This is a genomic window from Xanthomarina spongicola (genome assembly GCF_003148645.1).
Classification (GTDB): Bacteria; Bacteroidota; Bacteroidia; order Flavobacteriales; family Flavobacteriaceae; genus Xanthomarina; species Xanthomarina spongicola.
Window position 1 is genome coordinate 186933 of sequence record NZ_QGGP01000002.1, and the last position, 19466, is coordinate 206398.

General features: G+C 31.1%; 16 protein-coding genes. 11 read left to right on the plus strand and 5 right to left on the minus strand.

Going from position 1 to position 19466, the window contains the following annotated elements; translation table 11 throughout:
* Nucleotides 1-83: 83 nt before the first annotated feature.
* From LX78_RS04800 to LX78_RS04820, 5 genes are all read right to left on the minus strand, one after another.
* Nucleotides 84-1127, minus strand: a complete 1044-nt coding sequence (locus LX78_RS04800; RefSeq protein WP_109681510.1) for a M28 family peptidase — start codon at nt 1125-1127, stop codon at nt 84-86.
* A 64-nt stretch (nt 1128-1191) separates the two neighbouring features.
* The gene (locus tag LX78_RS04805; RefSeq protein ID WP_109681511.1) at nt 1192-1548 is read right to left on the minus strand and encodes an FUSC family protein; all 357 of its coding nucleotides are present in this window, start codon (nt 1546-1548) and stop codon (nt 1192-1194) included.
* 5 nt (nt 1549-1553) lie between these two features.
* Nucleotides 1554-2333 (minus strand): DUF3108 domain-containing protein, encoded by a 780-nt coding sequence (locus LX78_RS04810; RefSeq protein WP_109681512.1) that lies wholly within the window; start codon nt 2331-2333, stop codon nt 1554-1556.
* Between the two features lie 118 nt (nt 2334-2451).
* A complete protein-coding gene (locus LX78_RS04815; RefSeq protein ID WP_245881475.1) occupies nt 2452-3393 on the minus strand; it encodes a transporter in 942 nt (313 codons plus the stop codon).
* A gap of 14 nt (nt 3394-3407) precedes the next feature.
* Complete coding sequence (locus tag LX78_RS04820; RefSeq protein WP_109681513.1) at nt 3408-4502, minus strand: hypothetical protein; 1095 nt, start codon at nt 4500-4502, stop codon at nt 3408-3410.
* Nucleotides 4503-4877: 375 nt separating this feature from the next.
* Here LX78_RS04820 and LX78_RS04825 point away from each other — a divergent pair, with 375 nt between their 5' ends.
* The 11 genes from LX78_RS04825 to LX78_RS04880 all read left to right on the plus strand — a co-directional run bounded on the left by LX78_RS04825 (nt 4878) and on the right by LX78_RS04880 (nt 19302).
* Nucleotides 4878-6179, plus strand: a complete 1302-nt coding sequence (locus tag LX78_RS04825; RefSeq protein WP_109681514.1) for a site-specific integrase — start codon at nt 4878-4880, stop codon at nt 6177-6179.
* Between the two features lie 39 nt (nt 6180-6218).
* Nucleotides 6219-7595: a hypothetical protein gene (locus LX78_RS04830; RefSeq protein WP_109681515.1), complete on the plus strand. Its 1377-nt coding sequence runs from the start codon at nt 6219-6221 to the stop codon at nt 7593-7595.
* Nucleotides 7596-7684: 89 nt separating this feature from the next.
* Entirely contained in the window at nt 7685-7987 is a 303-nt protein-coding gene (locus tag LX78_RS04835; protein WP_109681516.1) for a helix-turn-helix domain-containing protein, read from the plus strand.
* On the plus strand, nt 7987-8271 hold the full coding sequence (locus tag LX78_RS04840) for a helix-turn-helix domain-containing protein (RefSeq protein ID WP_109681517.1): 285 nt from the start codon (nt 7987-7989) through the stop codon (nt 8269-8271). The genes LX78_RS04835 and LX78_RS04840 overlap by 1 nt, the downstream gene beginning before the upstream one ends.
* Before the next feature lie 26 nt (nt 8272-8297).
* A complete protein-coding gene (locus tag LX78_RS04845) occupies nt 8298-10583 on the plus strand; it encodes a DUF3987 domain-containing protein (protein WP_109681518.1) in 2286 nt (761 codons plus the stop codon).
* A 124-nt stretch (nt 10584-10707) separates the two neighbouring features.
* A complete protein-coding gene (locus LX78_RS04850; RefSeq protein ID WP_109681519.1) occupies nt 10708-10896 on the plus strand; it encodes a helix-turn-helix domain-containing protein in 189 nt (62 codons plus the stop codon).
* Between the two features lie 12 nt (nt 10897-10908).
* Nucleotides 10909-13095 carry an N-6 DNA methylase gene (locus LX78_RS04855; protein ID WP_109681520.1) on the plus strand — a complete coding sequence of 729 codons (2187 nt, stop codon included), beginning with the start codon at nt 10909-10911 and terminating at the stop codon, nt 13093-13095.
* A 105-nt stretch (nt 13096-13200) separates the two neighbouring features.
* Entirely contained in the window at nt 13201-13533 is a 333-nt protein-coding gene (locus LX78_RS04860) for a type II toxin-antitoxin system RelE/ParE family toxin (RefSeq protein ID WP_109681521.1), read from the plus strand.
* A gap of 17 nt (nt 13534-13550) precedes the next feature.
* Nucleotides 13551-14654 carry an ImmA/IrrE family metallo-endopeptidase gene (locus LX78_RS04865; protein ID WP_109681522.1) on the plus strand — a complete coding sequence of 368 codons (1104 nt, stop codon included), beginning with the start codon at nt 13551-13553 and terminating at the stop codon, nt 14652-14654.
* Nucleotides 14655-14657: 3 nt separating this feature from the next.
* Nucleotides 14658-17885 (plus strand): type I restriction endonuclease subunit R, encoded by a 3228-nt coding sequence (locus LX78_RS04870; RefSeq protein ID WP_109681523.1) that lies wholly within the window; start codon nt 14658-14660, stop codon nt 17883-17885.
* A gap of 1123 nt (nt 17886-19008) precedes the next feature.
* Entirely contained in the window at nt 19009-19302 is a 294-nt protein-coding gene (locus LX78_RS04880; protein WP_109681525.1) for a helix-turn-helix domain-containing protein, read from the plus strand.
* Nucleotides 19303-19466: the final 164 nt, after the last annotated feature.

Below are 19466 nucleotides of genomic sequence, written 5' to 3' on the forward strand. Positions count from 1 at the left end.
TTAAGTATTCTAACAAAAATAGTTAAAGCTAGTTCGTTGATTAGCTGATTTTAACAAACTTTAACACCAGAGTCCTAAGTTATTTATAGACTTTCATTTAAAATCAAGCGATTCTCTCGATTTGCTAATTGCCAAGCAGTAGCAAATATTAATCGTGTTCTGAGCTCAAGGATATTGTAATTTATTTTATCTGGAGTATCTGTGGGTTTATGGTAATCTTCATGTTCTCCATTAAAATAAAAAATAACTGGGATGTTGTGTTGAGCAAAATTATAATGGTCGCTTCTTTCGTAATAATGATTTGTATCGTTTTCGGCATTATATTTATAATCCAATTCTAAGTTAAAGAATGCTTTGTTTACTTTTTCTGAAAGCAAGTGTAGTTCTTTACTTAGCCTATCTGCTCCAATTAGATAGATATATTTTTCTTGACCTAATTCTTCATGATTTTCATCAATCCTTCCAATCATGTCAATATTCAAATTTGCCATGGTTTCACTTAAAGGAAATATGGGGTTTTCTGTATAAAATTTTGAGCCTTCTAATCCAATTTCTTCGGCAGTTAGATGCAGAAATAAAATAGATCGCTTTGGTCCATAGCCATTATCTTTAGCTAGTTTAAAGGCTTGAGCTATTTCCATAAGAGCTACTGTACCAGAACCATCGTCGTCTGCACCATAATAAATTTGCGAATTTTCTATTCCAAGATGATCGTAGTGTGCAGATATAATTACAACTTCTTCTGGTTTTTCATTTCCCTTAATATAAGCTAGAACGTTTTCTGAGGCTTTGGTGTCATCAGTAAAATAGGACTTAGGAATAACTTGAAAATAGATAGAATCGTTTATAGGTGAAGAAATGTTCTGAGATAAGTAATAGTCCTTTAAAAATTCAGCTGCTTTTTTCTGACCAATTTCTCCAGTTCCTCGGCCTTGAAACTCATCGCTAGCATACTTGTATAAGTGCTTACTTAATTCAGGAACTGTAATGGTACTAGCATATTTAATAATAGTAGTACTATCGCTAATTTTAATATTATTATTTAACGTTTCGATTTTAGTACTATATTTTGTTGTAGCACAAGAACCGACAAGAGAGAATATGGAAGCGACAAGAAATGCCTTCATAGATTTAGCTTATTTACAGTCAAATAACTAAAAAAATATCGATATTGAAAAGTATTTTGTGCTTTTATTCAACATCAATTTCGTCAACATCAATTTCATCAAGATCTAAACCTTCAAGTTCTTCTATGGCATTTTCCTCAGATTGTTTTTCTCTTTCTATTAATTCTTCAGTATTACCAACTTCAACTGTATTAAATAAAGATTTATATGTTGAAATGGAAAGCGCTATAATAGTTAGTAAAAAGATAAGCTGGACCGTTTTTTTAGAGCTATTTTCTTTATTTGTAAAATAAAACGCAGCTAATGCAAAGATAAATGCAGCTATAGCAGGAAAAAAAGCTAAATTAGAAAGAGGTAAAATAGATAAAACAAGTGCAAGTACAGATGCTATAATCCCTAAAATGATAAAAAGTTTTTTCATGGTTTTTAATTTTTTAGACCAGTTGCAGATTTAATTTTTAACTCTCCATTTCCAACTGCTACCTTAAATTTTGCATAAACAGGTATTTTGTTTTCATCTGCAGTAAGCCAAAGAATGTTATTGTTATTGCCTTTCAATACATCGCTATTTTTTATAGAAATAGATAGTTTAAAGCACATTTTATTTCCAATATTTGTAGAAATAGATTCTTTACCTAAATAAGTAAAAACAACTTCTGTAGGCTTGTTATCAAATAATACAGTTAAGGTCTTGGAATTACCAGTAGCATAACTCTTTAAATCCAGAGTTCTTAAAAAGTATATAGTTGAAACAATATCTTTAGTATTACTAGATATGTTTAAAGTTTTATTTTGATCGTAAGTCCCACCTGTTTTCTTTTTCTTTCTGATTAGACTGGTAACTGTGCCTTTGGAATGGCTGTATTTATATTGAACAAATTTAGAATAACCTCCTTCATAAATATCTCTTTTGTACAAATAAGGTTTAACAGTTGAAGGACTTACATAACTTTCATACAAATCTCTAATTTTAAAAAAATTATCCCATTTACTATACGTGGTAGCTGTGCATTTTAATCTTAATAATGTGGCTTTAGATGTTTTAACTTCACTAGTTTCCATCTTAACTTGAGCCAGTTCTGTTAAAACACCAGACATGTTATAGGAGGCTGTAAATGTAAGATTCTCTCCAGCTTTAAAAGCATTGTTTTGCGAGTAAATTAAAGTAGAGGAAAGTAGAGCAATAATAAAAAAGAATTTATGCATATAGATGAATGTTTTTTTATAACGTAAGTAATAACATTTATTGTGCCGAAAATTACTATTATTATTTTAGAATGTTAAAAAAGTTTATTAACCTGTGTAGAAAAGAATAAAAATGAGTTTAAAACATAGCCGACCAACCTAAAATAAAACCATTTGTATTAGCACCTACATCTTTTAATGTAAGCGTAGTACCATAAGCCAGCTTTATAGAGTGTTTTTTAAATATTGGCATTCCTGCTGAAACACCACCTACAAAATTTCCACGTTCATCATTATTAGGTTGTCTGTTTACTATAGAATGTCCACCTAGGCCATATCCCAGGCCTAAAGAAGTCCAAATACGATGTTTAAAGGTTCTAACAAGGTGTGTTTGCATCGCAAAAAGAGGCTCTTGCTTTTTTGTTGTATTATTATAAAAATCATTATTATTTGTATAGAAAAATACAGAGCCAGTAAGTTCATAAGACCATTTTCCCCATTTATGTACCATACCTACTTGAGGACGAAAAACAAAACAGTTATAACCTAAGTTCAGAAGCTTATCACTATAATATTGTCCTAATGGGAAAGTAATTGCTAAAGAAGCACCTACAGTAGTATAAGTAGGGTTTTCTTTTAGATATTCTTGCATTTCTTTAGGATTCATGGCTTTTGGTCCAATAAAATTGATGGAGAACCTTAATCTAGGATCCGCAAACCCATTTCGTTTTACAGTTGTAGGCACACCATTTAATAAGCCTTCCCAACGAGCTGAGCTATATGGGATTAATGCATCAATTCTAGCTATTTTAGTTCCAATTTTAAATGGTCTAACATATTGTAAAGCTAAAGAATTTACTACTACAGTTGCATTCTCAGCTTGTAAAACAGGATCAAATTCTATATCGCCAAAAGTATGTGCATAACCAACACCAATAACATTGGTTCCTAAAGGCATAGAAGTCCATCGTCTTGGTTCGATGTCTTGAGAAAAACTTTTAAATTGGATTAAAAATATTATAAGCGTGGCTTTTACTATAGAAATATTAGACATATTAGTTTTAAACTTAAGGTTTGACATGCATCTTTTATTTATTAAAGTAGAAACCTATAGTTGATTGATAACAATAATGACTTTCTATCTCCAATAACACCAGCCTCTGTTCTAAACATCCAATTTTTATTATATTGAAATTGTGCTCCAATAATACCATTCCATTCTGATTTGGCTTTTTTATCAAGACCATAACGAATTATTGACTCTCCATCTGCGCTTGCAATTCGATCAACAATTGGAGTTAAAATTTCATTGGCTTTTTCAATTTTAATAGCATCAATTGGATTATTTGGGTTTAAAGAATTTAACCAATCATAATAATTAGATTCAATTTCAGCAGCTCTGTCAAAAACTTCTTGTGGAAAAATATCACCTATTTTAACTTCTCCAACAGTTTCTGATCCAAGTTTCATTTTCATAGCACCTACCCAAACTCCAAAATTTCTATATGGTTTGTGCTTGTAAACAAAATTATGTCCTACTCTTAATCCAAAAGTAGATACTTTTACAGCATCTTCTAAAAGTTCTGGTTTATTCCAACTTAGATTAGTGTCTAACGCTATCCAAACTGGGCCAATTCCACCAGCTGCAGTAATACCAAAGCCTGCAGTTCTAACACTTTGTTCTACAATAGATTGTAATTCGATAGGATATGTTAAGTTTACTTCGGTAGTAGATTGACCATATCCTAAGATACCATAAACATTAAGGAAAGGAAAAACCCAGATATCTGGTCTAACCATAATTGAATGAGCAGAACTATAATTATCTCCAAATTCTATAAAATCTACAGGAGTTAGTGGAATGTCCACATTTTTAGTTTGCAAACCAAGTTGAAGGTTTTCAACTAATAGCCCTTGTTTTAAATACATATAATTAACCATAATTCCAGTTGGATATGGAATGTCAAAACCTTTTTTATATGCTTGTTGTCCCCAAATAGGGAAAACGTTTGTATATTCTACTTGCTTTAAACTATCGGTATAAACTTCAAACTTTCCTTTTACTTTTGTTGTAGGATATTGTGCATATGAATTTTGAGAAAAAAATAAAAACACAATTATTGAAGGAATAATTATCTTAACGAAAAAGTTTCTTTCTGACTTAGTACTAAATAAAAGTTTATTATTCATTTTTAAGTATTCCAAAATTAGTATTAAACAAATATATAAATTGAATTTATATCAGTTGCATATAATAAAAAGAAGTTAATAAAAAGCTATTATAATTATCGCTATTAAATTTTAAATCAATACTGCAAAAAAAACAAACCCTTGCAAATCAAATGTTTACAAGGGTTTTAGCGGAGAAAGAGGAACCCGACAGCCCTTTTTCTATATATCACATACTTACCTAAAACCTCTGAAAACCCTTATAAATAAAGGGTTTTACTGTTTTTAGAATCAAAATTTAATTAAGCAAATAATGTATAAATATAGTAATTGTGGGGATAATGTGGGGATAATTTTGTATCTTTATATTGCTCACTTTTAAGATATTATCACATTATGGCTACTATTAATTACCTTGTAAAAGGTACAAAAGGATATTCTAATGTCCTGTTACGTTTTAAAAACGGAAGAAAATTTGACTACACAGCTTCAACAGATTTAAAGGTCCTGCCAAATCATTGGAGTCAAGCAAAGCAGAAAGTTAAAAATACTAATGATGCAGCTTACAAAGATGAAGTAAACCAACATTTATTTGAACTCGAAAACTTTATAATTACTGAATTTAATTCAGATAATTCTAAAGGCGTTTATATTGATAGAGATTGGCTTAAAAGTAAAATAGCTAATCATTTTAATAGACCTGTAAATGATGATGCAATCGACCAAGTATTTTTTCTTCCATTTGTAGAGCGGTTTATTGAGTTAGCTCCTTCAAGAATTATTAAGGGTAAAAATAAGCCTGTAAGTTCTGGCACAATTACAAAGTACACAACAACCAAGAATAAAATAATTGAGTATGAAAAGAAGTTTAAAACAAAGCTAAAATTCACAGATTTAAACTTAACCTTTTATGATAGGTTTGTAAACTACTTAACCCAAGAGCAAAAAATTAATTTAGGTACAGTAGGTAATTATATTGGCACTATCAAAACAATGGCCAGAGATGCAAAACTTCAAGGCTTACCAGTTCACGAACATATTAATCATCCTAAATTCTTTGCGCCTAAAGTAAAAGCCGATAGCATCTATTTAAAAGATTCTGAAATCAATAAAATATACAATCACGATTACAAAGGTGTTGAGCGTTTAGAAAATGCAAGAGACTTGTTTATAATTGGTTTAAGAACCGGATTAAGAATATCAGATTTTTTAAGACTAAAAGCAACCAATATAAAAGAAGGTTTTATTGAAATCGAAACTCAAAAGACAGGGCAAAACGTTGTTATACCTATGCATCCACAAGTAAAAGAAATACTTGAAAAACATAATGGCTTCCCAAGAAAAATATCAGACCAAAAATTCAATTTACATATAAAAGATGTTTGTGAAGAAGCTGGGTTTAAACAAGAAATTGAAGGTGCTATGATTAACCCAAAAACTAAAAGAAAAGAGAAAGGTATTTATCCTATGCATAAACTTGTTACGTCCCATATTTGTCGAAGAAGTTTTGCTTCTAACTTATACGGTAAATTGCCTAATATGGTTATTATGGCTATTACAGGGCATCAAACAGAAGCACAATTTTTAAAGTATATTAAAATAACACCTAAAGAGAATGCAAAAACGCTTCAAGAATTTTGGTTAAAGCAGAATAAAGAGAATAATATTGAAAAAGTTAATATGAAAGTAGCAAAGTAGGATAAGGTTTAATAAATTTAATATTTTTATTTAAATCCTATGAGTGAAAATTATTATGGTTTTGAAAAGTTTTTAAGTCTTTTAGACGATAACAACATCCTTAAAAATGCTACTGCAATGGGTGTAATGGTTCATTTGCAAAAATGTATAGAAGAAATAAAATCTAACGTTCTAACAGACCTCATATCTCTTGATGAAAATAAAAAGGACCATTATTTAGATTTAAAAATTAACGAAATTAAAAGACAAGATTATCTAAAGAATTATGGAAAAGATAAAATTGAACGATGGTTAAAAGAGTTTAATGTCAATTTAGAGGACATATTAAAAAACAATGTAGAATCGGAACATTTTTACAAAATGGTAGATAGTTACTTTGAACAAAATTTTGATCCTGGAACTACTGAATACAATACTTCAAGTGCAGCTCAAAATGATTTTTTACTTTATTTTTTAAATTTTTATGCTAACGAATTAATTGCATTTTTAGAATCTAAAAAAAGTACATTTAAAGAGTCAAATAAACAAAAGATAAAATTGAAATCAGAGGAATTAGCGATATTGATTACAAAGAATTTTGATGAATTAAAGGCATTAAAGCAAAATATGTATCAAGAAATTGATTCAACTTTTGGAAGTGATCCTTGGGCAGACCATACAGAAGTTGAAATAAAGTATGAGTTTGATATTGAATTGGCAACAAGCGAAATAAAACGTCTTATTTTTGAACTATATAATCAATCAAAAGTTGATAACTACTTTTATTTTGATTGTCCTTCTGAAGTTTATAAGAAACATTTTGAAGCAAGAAAAGACCTTTATATAATTGATGTCCCAGATGCATATGAAGTTGACTTTTTGATTTCTGAAATTGAATATTTTTCAAAGCCTTATGACAATAGAGTAATTATCGGTGATTCAGCTCATAATTACAATGAATACGTTGATTATAATGATAGATACAGAATTACACTTAAGAGAAAATTAGAGTTTTTAGCTGTTAAATTAAGACAATACGGTTATATAATTAAAACTAAAGAAGGCGCATCTTTAATAGATGAAAGTAATGGTGATTATAAAGGATGGGGTACAGAAATTATTTTAGAAAAAACAAAAACTTCCAACTTTACCAATCCTAAAGCACAAGACATAAAAGAAGCAGAACCGAAAACCGAGAAGCAATTAACAGCAAATCAAATAGTTTTACTCCTGCAAGAAATTGGGTTTTTTACACATCCTAAAATCGAAAAGACATCAAAAGTCAAACAATCAGAACTTATTAGTAAAATTTGTGGTTTAAATTCTAAAAACATCAAAATTAAAATTCAAAATCTTGATAAAACTTTAAAAGAATTAGGAGAAAACCACCAAAAAGACATCGATAAAATCGATGATATTTTGAACAACTTGGAGTAGCCTTGGAGTACCTTTTGGAGTTACTCCAATGATAAGAAACCGTTAAGTACAGGATACTTTTACATCGTCGAACATAAAAACGTATCACGATGGAACAAAGTAAAATCACCCAAGTTTTCGGTATCACACCTTCCGAATTAAAAGAAGACATCATCAATGATGTAAGAGCAGAATTAAATGTAATTGCTCAAAATTTCCAACCTATTAAACCTGCTGAATATCTCACACGTCAGGAGGTTGCAACAATCCTAAAAGTTTCTTTAGTTACCCTTACAGATTGGAATAAAAAAGGAGTTATAAAACCGTACCGATTAGGAAATTTAATCAGATATAAAAGAGAGGAAATAGACCAGGCATTAATTGCAATTTTTAATTCTAAAAATAAGCAATAATGGAACCATTTAAAGATACTACGATTAACGAATGGAAGAAGTTATTAGAACGTTTTGAAACGCTTTTAAATACGCTTGAAAAGCGCATTCCACAAGACCCAGACCTTATATTACTCGACAATGCTGATTTATTGCAACTATTTAAAATAAGTCATAAAACCGCGCAAAATTGGAGAGATAATAAAGTGATAGCCTATTCGCAAATTAACAATAAAATCTATTATCGATTAAGCGATGTCAACAAGCTTTTAGACAATAATTACAAGCCCACTACCACAAAATAATCCACTTACTTTTAAAACACAACAAGATGCCACAAGTTTCAATTTTCAAAGACTTTGCTAATAAGGTTGAAGATGCTCCTTTACAGCAAATAATCACAGATATAAAAGAAGGTAAATATAAAAACCACATAGTTTCAATTCGTAAACTAAAAAAGAACGGAAATAATAACGAAGCCAACGAACTAAAAAAACACCTTTTAGGGTTTACCACATCAGGAATTTTTAATAATGAAAGAACAGCAGATACTATTTCAGAATATAGCGGTTTTGTTATCCTTGACATTGATAAACTTTCAGAATCAGAATTAAACCGAATTACACCAATCATTCATTTAGCAGTTTACACGTATGCAGCTTTTATAAGCCCAAGCGGAAATGGAATAAAAATTATAGTTCCTGTAAGCACATCAAAAGAACAACATAAAGAGGCTTATAATCAGGTAGTAAGGTATTATGAACAAGCATTAAATATTGATATCGATACCTCTGGAAGTGATATATCAAGATTATGTTTTATGTCCTATGATCCTGAATGTTATTTCAATAGCGATGCAGAAACCTATAAAGTGATTATTGAAGAAAAACCTTTAAAAATAGTTTCCTCAAACCCTCATATCCCTATAAATTCTGATGGTTCTGAAATTGAAAAATACATTTTAGAAATTGAAGCTAAAGGAATTGACTTAACCTCAGGTTATGTAAATTGGAGAAATATAGGGTTTGCGATTGCTGATGAATATGGCGAAAACGGTAGAGAGTATTTTCACAGAATAAGTAAACAACATACAGAGTATGATGCTAAAGAATGTGACAAACAGTTTACGAACTGCCTAAAAGCTAATGGTTCAGGAGTAACAATGTCAACATTTTATTATTTCGCAAATCAAGCAGGTGTAAACCTAAAGAATAGTGAAATATTAAATAATGATAATAACACCAAACAGAATAAAAAAGAAACCGAAAAGCTCCCAACATTTCCAGCAGCTATATATGAGAATCTTCCTGAATTTCTAAAACAAGCAGTGTATTACGGTTCAACCAATCAAGAAAAAGATATGCTATTATTAGGTGCATTAACCTGTATTAGTAGTTGCTTGCATAAAGTTTATGGTATATATGATAATGACAAGGTGTATTCTAATTTATTCTTATTTGTAACAGCACCTGCATCTGCAGGTAAAGGAAAATTAAAATGGTGTAAAAGCATTATTTATCCTGTACATATGGCATTACGTGAAGAAGCTAAAATTTTAAAAAGTAATTATGAAAGCGATTTAGCAGTTTATAATAAGAATAAGAACAAAGACGAGAATTTAGAAAAACCTCAAAAGCCACCAGAAAAAATGCTTTTTATTCCTGCAAATAATAGCACAACAGGAGTGTTTCAATTATTAGCAGATAGCAAAGCAAGAGGTATCATTTTTGAAACCGAAGGAGATACTTTATCACAAGCATTTAAAACTGATTATGGTAATTATAGCGATGGATTCCGTAAAGCCTTTCATCACGAAACAATAAGCTATTATAGAAGAACAGATAGAGAATATGTAGATATGGAAAACCCCTGTTTATCTACAGTATTATCCGGCACGCCAAAACAAGTTTTGGCGTTAACTCCTAATGCAGAGAATGGTCTTTTTAGCAGATTTATATTCTATTACCTAAATATATCGCCTAAATGGAAAAATGTATTTGAAGATAAATCAGATAATGGAGTAGGCGAATATTACAAACAATTAGGACAGCAATTTTTCGACATTTATGCAGTATTAAAAAGTAATGATGAAATAAAAATAGAGTTAACAACAGAACAGCAGGAGCAGTTTCATACTTATTTCTCAAATGTTCAAAATCTGTATTTAAGCGTACAATCAGAAGAATATATTGCAACCGTTAGGCGTATGGGCTTAATAGCATTTCGCTTTATGATGATTTTTACAGCTTTAAGAATCACTGAAGATGGCGACCTATCAAACCCAAGAGTTTGTATTGATGAAGATTTTAATAATGCATTGGCAATGGTAACGGTTTTAATAAAGCACAGTAGTAAAGTGTTTTCAAGTTTACCGAAAGACGATTCCCCAATTACTTATAAGAACAGAAAAGAGCAATTTCTTAATAATTTGCCTTATAAGTTTACCACACGCGAATATGTTATTGTTGGTAAAGATTTAAATATACCTCCAAAAACTGCCGAAGCTTATATTACAGAATTTATAAAATCCAATCTCATTACAAGAGCATTTCAAGGGCAGTATGTAAATAACACGAATAAGGAAAGTGAGGGTTTTAAGGAAAGTAAGGCAAGTTAACCCTTATTTTTATTAAACCCTATTAGTCTTGATTTTCTAATTTTATTATTATTTTAAAAACATAACGTATTACTGTGTATTAATACAAAGTAAATACTATATTTAACCTTCAAAAATATTCCCTATGAACCGTATTAAAGAAGTCCTTGAAGCAAAAGGTATTAAGCAGATATGGTTAGCTGAAAAGTTAGGCAAAAGTTTTAATACTGTAAATGGTTATGTGCAAAATCGCACACAACCAAGCATAGAAGTGCTATATAAAATAGCAGAAATTTTAAATGTGAACCCAAAAGAATTATTAGACACTAAATAAACAAAATATTAGATGGCAAAAAAGAAGGAAACCAAGCAAGAACCAATAGAGAAACAGCTTTGGAAAGCAGCAGATAAACTGCGTAAAAATATTGATGCAGCAGAATATAAGCACATAGTATTAGGTTTAATATTTCTAAAATACATTTCAGATTCTTTTGAAGAACTTTATGCTAAGTTTAAAGAAGGAAAAGGCGAATATGCAGGGGCTGACCCAGAAGATAGAGATGAGTACAGAGCAGAAAATGTATTCTTTGTGCCACCTTCTGCAAGATGGTCTTACTTGCAAGGTAGAGCCAAACTTCCTGAAATTGGTAAAGACATTGATAACTCTATGGACGCTATTGAAAGAGATAATGCTTCTTTAAAAGGTGTATTACCTAAAGTTTATGCTAAAGAAAATTTAGACCCAACCAGTTTAGGGCAACTCATTGACTTGATTAGTAACATTGCTTTAGGTGATGAAGTAAGCAGAAGTCAAGATATATTAGGGAAAGTATATGAATATTTCTTAGGAGAATTTGCTTTAGCAGAAGGTAAAAAAGGAGGTCAGTTCTATACACCAAGGAATGTTGTAAGTTTATTAGTGGAATTATTAGCTCCATATAAAGGGAGAGTATTTGATCCTTGTTGTGGTTCGGGAGGAATGTTTGTGCAAAGTGCTAAATTTTTAGAAGCTCACTCTGGAAATATTAATAATATTACTATTTATGGACAAGAAAGCAACCAAACTACCTGGCGTTTAGCTAAAATGAATTTAGCAATTAGGGGTATTGACAGTTCTCAAGTAAAATGGAATAATGAAGGTTCTTTTTTAAATGATGCTCACAAGGATTTAAAGGCTGATTATATTATTGCAAATCCCCCTTTTAATTCCAGTGATTGGGGTGGTAATTTATTAAGAAATGATGCAAGGTGGGGATATGGCTTACCCCCAGAAGGGAATGCAAATTTTGCTTGGATACAACATTTTATTTTTCATCTTAATCCAACCGGTGTAGCAGGTATTGTTATGCACGGTGGTGCTGCATCAAACAAAGGTAAATCAGAAAGCCTAATTCGTAAATCTTTGATTGAAAAAAATCTTGTTGAATGTATAATTGCTCTACCAACTCAATTATTTTATAATACAACACTTCCAGTACACCTCTGGTTTATTAATAGAAGCAAGTCTGAATCAAAAAAGGGAAAAGTCTTAATGATAGATGCTTATGAGTTAGGGCATATGATAGAAAGTACACAGAGAGAACTTTCTCAATTCGACATAATTAAGATATCAGAAACATATCATAATTGGCAGAAAAACGAATCTTATTCGAATGAATTAGGTTTTTGTCGGGAGGTATCTGAATCAGATATATCTGAAAAAAATTATATTCTTGCTCCAAATAGATTTGTTATCAAACCTAAAAAAACAAGAAAAGTTCCTTATGAAGAATCTATAAAACCAAAATTAGAAGAGATAGATTTTAAACTGAATAATATTGGTAATGAGGATATTTTTAAATTATCAAATAATGACAAATTAATTAATTATCATTTTACAAATAGTTTATTTACAAATCCTGACAAATCAACTTGGGAGGATATAGAAGTGCAAGAAGCAATTTCTGATGTAGTTGGCGGAGCTTGGGGTAACGAAAAACCTAAAAAAGATAATGTCCCTGTCAAAGTTATTAGAGGTACAGACCTTCCAAATATTCCTTTATTTAATTTAAAAAAAACACCTACAAGATATTTAAATTCGAATAAGGTAGAGGAGATTCAACTTCAAGAATTAGATATTGTTATAGAAATGTCTGGTGGTAGCAAAAACCAGCCTACAGGAAGGGCAGCAATAATTACAAAAGAATTGTTGGAATATTTTAAGGTACCTTTAGTTTGTTCTAACTTTTGTAAAGTAATTAGAATAAATCAAGAAAAAGTAAATCCGTTTTGGTTCTATTTATACTGGCAAAATTCATATAATAATGGTTTAACAACTAAATATGAAAATCAACCAAGTGGAATTAAAAATTTTCAACTTGATGAATATATTGAAAGTGAATTAATTCAAATACCTCCTAAGAAAGATCAAGATATTATTTCGGCATATTTTAGATCACTATTTCAATTAAAGAATAAATTAAGTTATACTTCACAGAAAATTAATAAAATGCTTAATGAAACTTTTGATAATATATATTATGAATATGACTAATTGAGCCTTTGGTTTTTAGTATTGTACAACCAGATCTAATTTTGTGTATTTTTAAAAAACATAAAAATCATTAACCTTTTAAGTAAATAATTTTGTAACTTTGCAATGGAATTATCGTATAAAAACAACAAACTGGAGAAGTCGCTCACTACCGATAAGGGCTTAGCTAAGAGCTACGGTAAGTTAGCAAAGAAGATAAAGCAGCGTAGAATCCAGCTTGAAAGTGCTGATAATTTAGAGGTTATCTCAAAATTGCCTGTATTACGATTGCACCAACACATAGGCAAAGGCAAAGGTACTTGGTCAATAGACATTCAAGAAAATTGGAGAATACTATTTGAAATAAACCAAGACCCAATACCAACCTTAGAAGATGGTGGAATAGATTTAAAAGCGATAACAATTATAAGTATTGAGTCAATTGAAGACCCTCACTAACTTTAAAAGGAAACATTATGACTGATTTACAATTAAAAAAAACCTTGCTCTCTTGCCCGGGCGATACTATCCAAGAGCATATAGATCATATTGGTATGTCGCAAGCAGAATTAGCAGAGCGTTTAGGGAGGTCTGTTCCTAAACTAAATGAGTTAATAAAAGGAAAAGCACCAATAACCAAAGAAACAGCCACCAAATTAGAATATGTATTAGGTGTACCTGCAAGTTTTTGGATAAACTTAGAACGTACTTATCAAGATGAATTATTGGAGATAGAGAAAATGGAACATTTAGAGCAGTGTGAAGAATGGGTGTCAACTTTTCCGTTAGCCAAAATGAAATCTTTTGGTTTACTTCCAGATACTCGAAAAAAACGTGAATTAGCCGATGGCTTACTAAAGTTTTTTAGAGTTGCTTCACCTGCCCAATGGTCAGATATTTATAATGGTAGTTCATTAGCTTTTAAAATAGAATTAAGACATACCACAGAACCACAAGCTATTTCAGTATGGTTACGTTTAGGAGAGTTGCAAGCAGATAGAATAAAAGTTAATACTTTCGATAAAAAAGCTTTACGCAATTGCTTAGACAAAATACAAAACATTGCTTTTCAACATTCAGATACTTGGTTAGATGAATTACAAGCCTTATGTGCATCTTGTGGCGTTGCATTGGTTTATACGCCTTGTATTGCAAAAGCACCAATTTATGGAGCTACAAGATGGATTAAGAACAATACTGTTCCTCTTATTCAAATGACTGATAGACAAAAGGACTACAATGCTTTTTGGTTTACATTTTTTCACGAATTAGGTCATATTTTATACCACGGAAAAAAAGATATTTTCATTGATGGGATAGTTAATATTACACCGGATAAAGAAAAAGAAGAGGAAGCAGATGCCTTTGCAGCTCGAATGTTATTATCAGAAAAAGAAAGAAATGAGTTATTTCAATATCCAAACTTTGATAGAGAGTTAATTTTAATACTCAGTCAGAAATTTAAAAAACACCCAGGTATTATTGTAGCGCAAGTGCAAAGACAATACACTCATTTATATAAAAATGTACGTCTTAACAGCTTAAAAACGAAGGTGGAGTTTACCGAATTAGCATTATAAGCTATGGCAAAAATTACTGAAAACGACATAGAATTATATGCAATAGAAGAATTAGAGAATCTTGGATATTCCTATATTTACGGTCCTAATATTGCACCTGATACAGACACACAGGAAAGAATATCTTTTGACCAAGTAATTCTAACCGAAAGACTTCAAAAAGCAATAGACCGTATTAATCCTACTATTCCACATAATGCTAAAGAAGATGCATTAAAACAAGTTTTGCGTATTGGTACACCTGATCTATTAACAGATAACGAAACATTTCATAAAATGCTCACAGAGGGCATAAACGTTACCTATCAAAAAGACGGTAACCAACGAGGCGACATTGTGAAATTAGTTGATTTTGATACTGTAAATAACAATGAGTTTAATGTTATCAATCAGTTTACAGTAATTGAAAATAATAACAATAAAAGACCAGATGTAATTCTATTCATTAATGGGTTGCCATTAGTAGTTATTGAACTAAAAAATGCAGTAGATGAAAACGCAACTATTCGGTCAGCTTATAAGCAAATACAAACCTATAAAGCTACTATTCCTTCATTATTTACATACAACAGTATATTGATAATATCAGACGGTACTGAGGCTAAAGCAGGTTCATTATCGGCAGGTTTTACACGTTTTATGTCTTGGAAAACAGCAGACGGAGAAAGTGAAGCTTCACACCTTATTCCTGAAATGGAAACCCTTATCAATGGGATGCTGAATAAAGAAACGGTATTAGACCTTATTCGTCATTTTATTGTATTTGAAAAATCTAAAAAAGAAGATTTAAAAACAGGAATTACCACTATTGAAACGGTTAAGAAAATAGCTGCCTATCATCAATATTATGCAGTAAACAAAGCAGTTACAAGTACCCAATTAGCAAGTGTAGAAGATGGAGACAGAAAAGGTGGAGTTGTATGGCATACACAAGGCTCTGGAAAGTCTTTATCAATGGTTTTCTATTCAGGTAAAATCGTTTTAAATCTAAACAACCCTACCATATTAGTCATAACAGATAGAAATGATTTAGACGACCAATTATTTGACACGTTTGCATCTTCCACTCAATTATTAAGACAAACACCAGTACAAGCTGAAAACCGTCAGCATTTAAAGGATTTATTAAAAGTAGCTTCAGGCGGAGTTGTTTTTGCCACAATTCAAAAATTCCAACCAGAAGAAGGGAACGTGTTTGAAACCTTATCAGAACGTAAAAACATAGTTGTTGTAGCAGATGAAGCCCATAGAACACAATATGGCTTTAAAGCAAAAACGATAGATGAAAAAGATGCAGATGGTAATATTATAGGTAATAAAGTAGTATATGGCTTTGCAAAGTATATGCGTGATGCTTTACCCAATGCCACTTATTTAGGTTTTACAGGAACACCTATTGAAAATACTGATGTAAATACGTCAGCAGTTTTTGGTAATTATGTTGATATATATGATATAGCCCAAGCAGTAGAAGATGGGGCAACTGTTAGAATTTTTTATGAAAGTAGATTGGCTAAAATTGCTTTACCAGAAGAAGGCAAAAAATTGGTTAAAGATTTAGATGAGGAATTAGGAGAAATTGAATTGACCGAAACCCAAAAAGCTAAAGCTAAATGGACAAAATTAGAAGCCTTAGTAGGTAGTGAAAAAAGAGTAAAAAATATAGCTAAAGACGTTGTGTTACACTTTGAAGCTCGTCAAGAAGTTTTTGAAGGTAAAGCAATGGTGGTTTCTATGTCAAGAAGAATTGCGGCAGAACTTTATAAAGCTATTATTACTTTAAGACCTGATTGGCATAGTGATGATTTAGATAAAGGAGCTGTAAAAGTAATAATGACTGCATCTTCTTCTGATGGTCCAGAAATGGCAAAACACCATACTACAAAGCAACAGCGTAGAGCATTGGCAGACCGTATGAAAGACCCAAAAGACGAATTAAAATTAGTTATAGTTCGCGATATGTGGTTAACTGGTTTTGATGCTCCTTCTATGCATACCCTTTACATTGATAAGCCAATGAGAGGACATAATTTAATGCAAGCGATTGCAAGAGTAAACAGAGTGTATAAAGATAAACCAGGTGGTTTAGTAGTAGATTATTTAGGAATAGCATCAGACCTTAAAAAGGCATTAGCTTTTTATTCTGATAGTGGCGGAAAGGGAGACCCAACAATAGCACAAGAACAGGCTGTTCAACTAATGTTAGAAAAATTAGAGGTTGTATCTCAAATGTTTTTAGAAAAACCAATACAGGGTTACTCAGCAGATTTTACTTCTTTAGTAGAAGATCCAACCGTTCCTTATTTAGGTAAAGACAAAGGCTTATTATATGAGGAATATTTTACAGCAGACACTAAAACGAAGCTTAAAATAATATTGGCAGCAGAAGAACATATTTTGAGTATTGAAGATGGTAAGAAACGCTTTATTAATGAGGTAACAGCATTGTCAAAAACATTTGCAATAGCAATACCTCACGAAGAAGCATTAGATGCTAAAGATGAAATAGGTTTTTTCCAAGCGGTTAAATCAAGGTTACAAAAATTTGATACTACTGGTTCAGGTAAATCGGATGACGAAATAGAATCTGCTATCAGACAAGTAATAGACAAAGCATTAGTTTCAGATGGTGTGATAGATGTATTCGATGCAGCAGGTATAAAAAAACCTGATATTTCAATCCTATCAGAAGATTTCCTTATGGAAATCAAAGATATGGAGCACAAGAATTTAGCTTTAGAAACATTGAAAAAATTGCTAAATGATGAAATAAAGTCAAGAGCAAAAACAAATCTAATCCAAAGTAAATCCTTAATGGAAATGCTTGAAAACTCCATTAAAAAATATCAAAACAAAATTATTTCAGCAGCAGAAGTAATAGAAGAATTGATTGAGTTAGCCAATAGTATTAAAAATAAGGATAAAGAAGATAAAGATACAGGCTTAACCAAAGAGGAATTAGCCTTTTACTATGCAATTGCAGAAAATGAAAGTGCAAAAGAGGTATTGGGTAATGATATTTTAAGAGAATTAGCAGTCTATTTATCTGAGGTTGTAAAAAACAACGCAACAATAGATTGGACGATTAAAGAAAGTGTTCGAGCTAAATTGAAAGTAATGGTAAAACGAGCATTAAGAAAATTTGGATATCCTCCAGACCTTCAAAAATTAGCAACAGAAACAGTATTAAAACAAGCTGAATTGTTAGCAAATCATTGGTCGAAATCATAAGAAACAATAAATTCATAATCTCCAACATTTTATTTTACATCTTTGATAGTTTAAGGTTTTAAGGGGTTAAGGGGTATTTTCAATTACGTCTTCGTTAGAATAGTCCCAAATGATAGAATGTGTAGTGCAGGTAATAAGGTGTTCGTCAGTCGTTCCATTTAGTTTCATAAAACATATCTGCAAGCCAATATTCAATTTTAATTTCGTGTTGTACTATATTAAGGTTTTCTAATCCAAAATATTTATAAAGTCAAAAGGCTTGCATATACCATAAATAGCACCACTGCGGCGTCACGTCCTCGTTGGCACTATTTATTTGTTTTATTACACACATTCTCTCCTTCCTCACTCGTAGCTACTTTTGTACCCAAACCCAATAAGGTTTCGCTACGCGAGTTTTTTTTATTGGGTACAACCGCTACTTAATGTTATGCGAGCCTGCGGGTCGCTTCGGGCAAAACCCACTTAACTTTAGTCTTTTTATGATATTTATCGAATCTTTTAAACACAATAATTTTTATTATAATTTGATTAAAAAGTGTGGGTTTACGGGTGTCATATTTTTTGAACTTCCCAAGTTTGCAAATAAGATAACCGCAGTTAGTTTAAGAATGTTTAATGGTAATATTAATAAATTTAAAGTTCAATAAATTTGGAACTTCAATTAATACTGCGGATTATCCTATTTCGCAAGCAGTACACAAGAGCAACTCATTCTGTCGGTAATTCCATCCAACACTATATAGTTTTTACATTACGGTTTGGCTTTCTATAAATCGAAGTTTATTTTTCCCTCAAATCCTTAAATACCTCAACTTCTCAAATACAATGGTATTACGCCAAACCTTAAATGAAAACTATTTCCAAACCTTCCATTACCTCTTTCATTCCTTGCACTTGCCTAAACATTTAAATTTTGTACTACCAATAAAAATCCATCTGATACAATATAAAAATCAAAAAATTCGCCACCCTTGCGTTTTCAACGTAGGTGTGCTACGCCCTTTTGCAGAAAAATGCAACAGGCTATTACCACACCACCCTTGCTCATCTCGCAGCCGGCTCGCGCCTTTAAGATTACCTGCGGAATAATATATTTAGATAACATTTAAAACAATTAAAAATGATAACAAAAACAATTCAAATCCAAGAAGTAACAATAGATGAATTAGCAGAAAAAGTAGCTGATAAACTCTTGTTAAAAATTGAAAATTATTTACTAAAAATTGGTGCAACCAAAAATGAAGTACTACTAACACGTCAAGAAACAGCAGATTATTTTAAGGTTAGTTTAGTAACAATACACCAATGGGTAAAATATGGTATTTTAACCCCAGTTCGTTTTGGAAATCGTGTTTATTTTAAAAAACAAGTAATTTTAGATTTAATCGATAAGCAAACAACAAGAATAAAATAAAAAAGATAGCAAAAATAGGTAGCTTTCTAAAGCCCACGCTCAATCCTATCAAGGTCAAGCCTTACGGGTTTTGAAAAAAATCTCCACCTCACAACATTTTAGTTTTGATTAAAATATTTTCTTTAGGTAGTATTTTTTCCAAAAACCTTGACAGCATTACCCAC